Source organism: Vibrio sp. 10N.239.312.C11 (genome assembly GCF_041466065.1).
GTDB classification, from domain to species: domain Bacteria; phylum Pseudomonadota; class Gammaproteobacteria; order Enterobacterales; family Vibrionaceae; genus Vibrio; species Vibrio tasmaniensis_A.
The window spans coordinates 1-2,029 of record NZ_JBFSRZ010000124.1 but is presented as its reverse complement, the minus strand read 5'-3'; the positions used below and the strand labels follow the sequence as shown (position 1 = coordinate 2,029).

General features: G+C 43.8%; 2 protein-coding genes. Both read right to left on the bottom strand.

The features are described from left to right. Positions 1 to 428, bottom strand: a 428-nt coding sequence (locus tag AB6D07_RS22865; protein WP_372140763.1) for a relaxase/mobilization nuclease domain-containing protein, incomplete at its 3' end; no start/stop codon positions are given. Then, positions 418 to 747, bottom strand: a complete 330-nt coding sequence (locus tag AB6D07_RS22860) for a MobC family plasmid mobilization relaxosome protein (protein ID WP_372007108.1) — start codon at positions 745 to 747, stop codon at positions 418 to 420. The genes AB6D07_RS22860 and AB6D07_RS22865, both read right to left, overlap by 11 nt. Positions 748 to 2,029: the final 1,282 nt, after the last annotated feature.

Here is a 2,029-nt window from a genome sequence, read left to right as displayed (position 1 = left end):
AAAATGGCATTCGTTGCAATCTTCCATGCGTTAATTCGAGGCTTATCTGCCTTTTCAAAATAAGGCTGTAATCTTTTTCCTGATAACAGTTCAACATTAGGCACAACAAAATTCAGCTCCAAGCGCCCCTTGTCTCGATGTTCAACCCAAAGACAAGAATATTGATCCGCATCGAGACCAGGTAACAATGCTTTCTCGAAACTCGACATGATTTTATCTTTGGTCGTCCGATCAAGGTCGGACTCCTCAAATGACAAAACGCCAGAGGTGTACTTTTTCGCGTAAGGACTGGAATCAATCAAATCTTGAATCACATCAGGATCACCACGGTCTAAAGTGGCACCGTCACGAACGCGGTCTTTTCCTAGTAAATAATCGACTGGTCCCGATCCTCTACCAGCGCCCCTAGCATGAAATTTAACTATCATCGTGTGCGTTCTCCATTCTCATCAAATTCAGCTCACGCTGAAGACTCGATAACGCAGCAATGATTTGAACTCGATCAACCGGCTTCCAATCTTGACTGTGAATAGCTCGTGCAATTTGATTTAAGTTATTGCCCATTCCAGAAAGCTGCCTCAACAAGGCCGGATCGACATTGGGAACTTGATTCGCTCGGGGGACTTTTGCCCCTAAGCAATATTCACGCATCCATTCAGCAAGTCGAGGTTTTGGACTTCGCTCCATTAATGCTGAGTACTCATCATCGGTTGCTCTGATTTTGATTATCTTCTCTCGTTTATCCACGAAAAATTCTCCTAGCCTCTGAGGGAAGTTAGCTCGGAACGAGGTCACTTCTCGAAGTGGTTAACTGGGGTAAAGGGGGCGTTAGCGCCCCTTTCCAGCTCACAGAGAAACGAGCGTAGCGAGTGCACTCTGTGTATGCTGGCTTAAAACAAAATCATCAAATGAGATTAGCACAAAAAACAAGCGAAAGAAGAGTTAGAAAGGAATATTCAGGGACAGTGCCAAGGTCTAGATAAGGTGGTTTTCCGCTTGCTCGATGTTCGGACGCTTCGCTTACTCACACACTGCGCCGAGCGGTACAATATTGGAACATAAAGGGTACAACGATATAAGTTTTTGAGCCTTTCGGCTGCGCCGACCCCTACCCATGTCGACTCAATTTTATGAGTGATTTGGGTATATCTATGGTCGCTTTCAGATTGGGATTTGTCTCTTACCCTTTCGGGCTGCCCTGCGCTGTGAGTTAGGCTTTACGCCCCCATTCCGGTCTCACAACACTAATCATTTATTCCTTTCCCGCTTATCCCCTCTAGCAGCTACAAGGGGCGGATTTATCGAGCGTTTGCTTAGTTCTGATTAGTGCCTTTACCATGCCACCTTTGGAATATCCCTTGGTCGGTGGCTGATGCGCGTCGCTCTGTCCAAAACATCTTGAATCCAAACAGAGTGCAGGAGTACTTGAAGTGCTTGCGTGATATAGCTATCATGAAAGGACTTAACGGGTTCTGAAATCGTTTAAGTATTCCGAAATAAACCAGCTCGCCAAAGCTGGTTTTTTCACATCTGGGAAATAGATTAATCCCAAAAGCGATTGATCTCAATGATCCTTTTAACCGGTCATGGCTTTCCCAAACAAAAAAGGCTCCCCAGTGGGAGCCTTTTTTGTTTCTAAATCGCGGTGCAGATTAAGTGCCGTTATGGTAAATCGACCGTTCAATACCGTACAACATTATAGAAACTTGCTTCATATTGGACTAAAAAGTAAAGTTAGCAATAAAATGAGATGTTACTTCCAGAAAGGAGACCAATGATTTTTGCTTATACATGTCCTAAATGCAAAGAAGAACGAGCCATTGCCCGAGTAAAAAGAACATTTCCTGAAAGGAACTTCACCAAAAGAAATGAACAAAAATGCCAGTGCCAACACTGTAAGCATGTTTTCTTCATAAAGGGATAGTCAAACTTGGTGCTGCTTTCCTTCCTTTTAACCGGTCATGAATTTCCCCAACAAAAAAGCCTCCGAATTAAAAGGCATTTATCTAACAACGTCATCAATAGACAA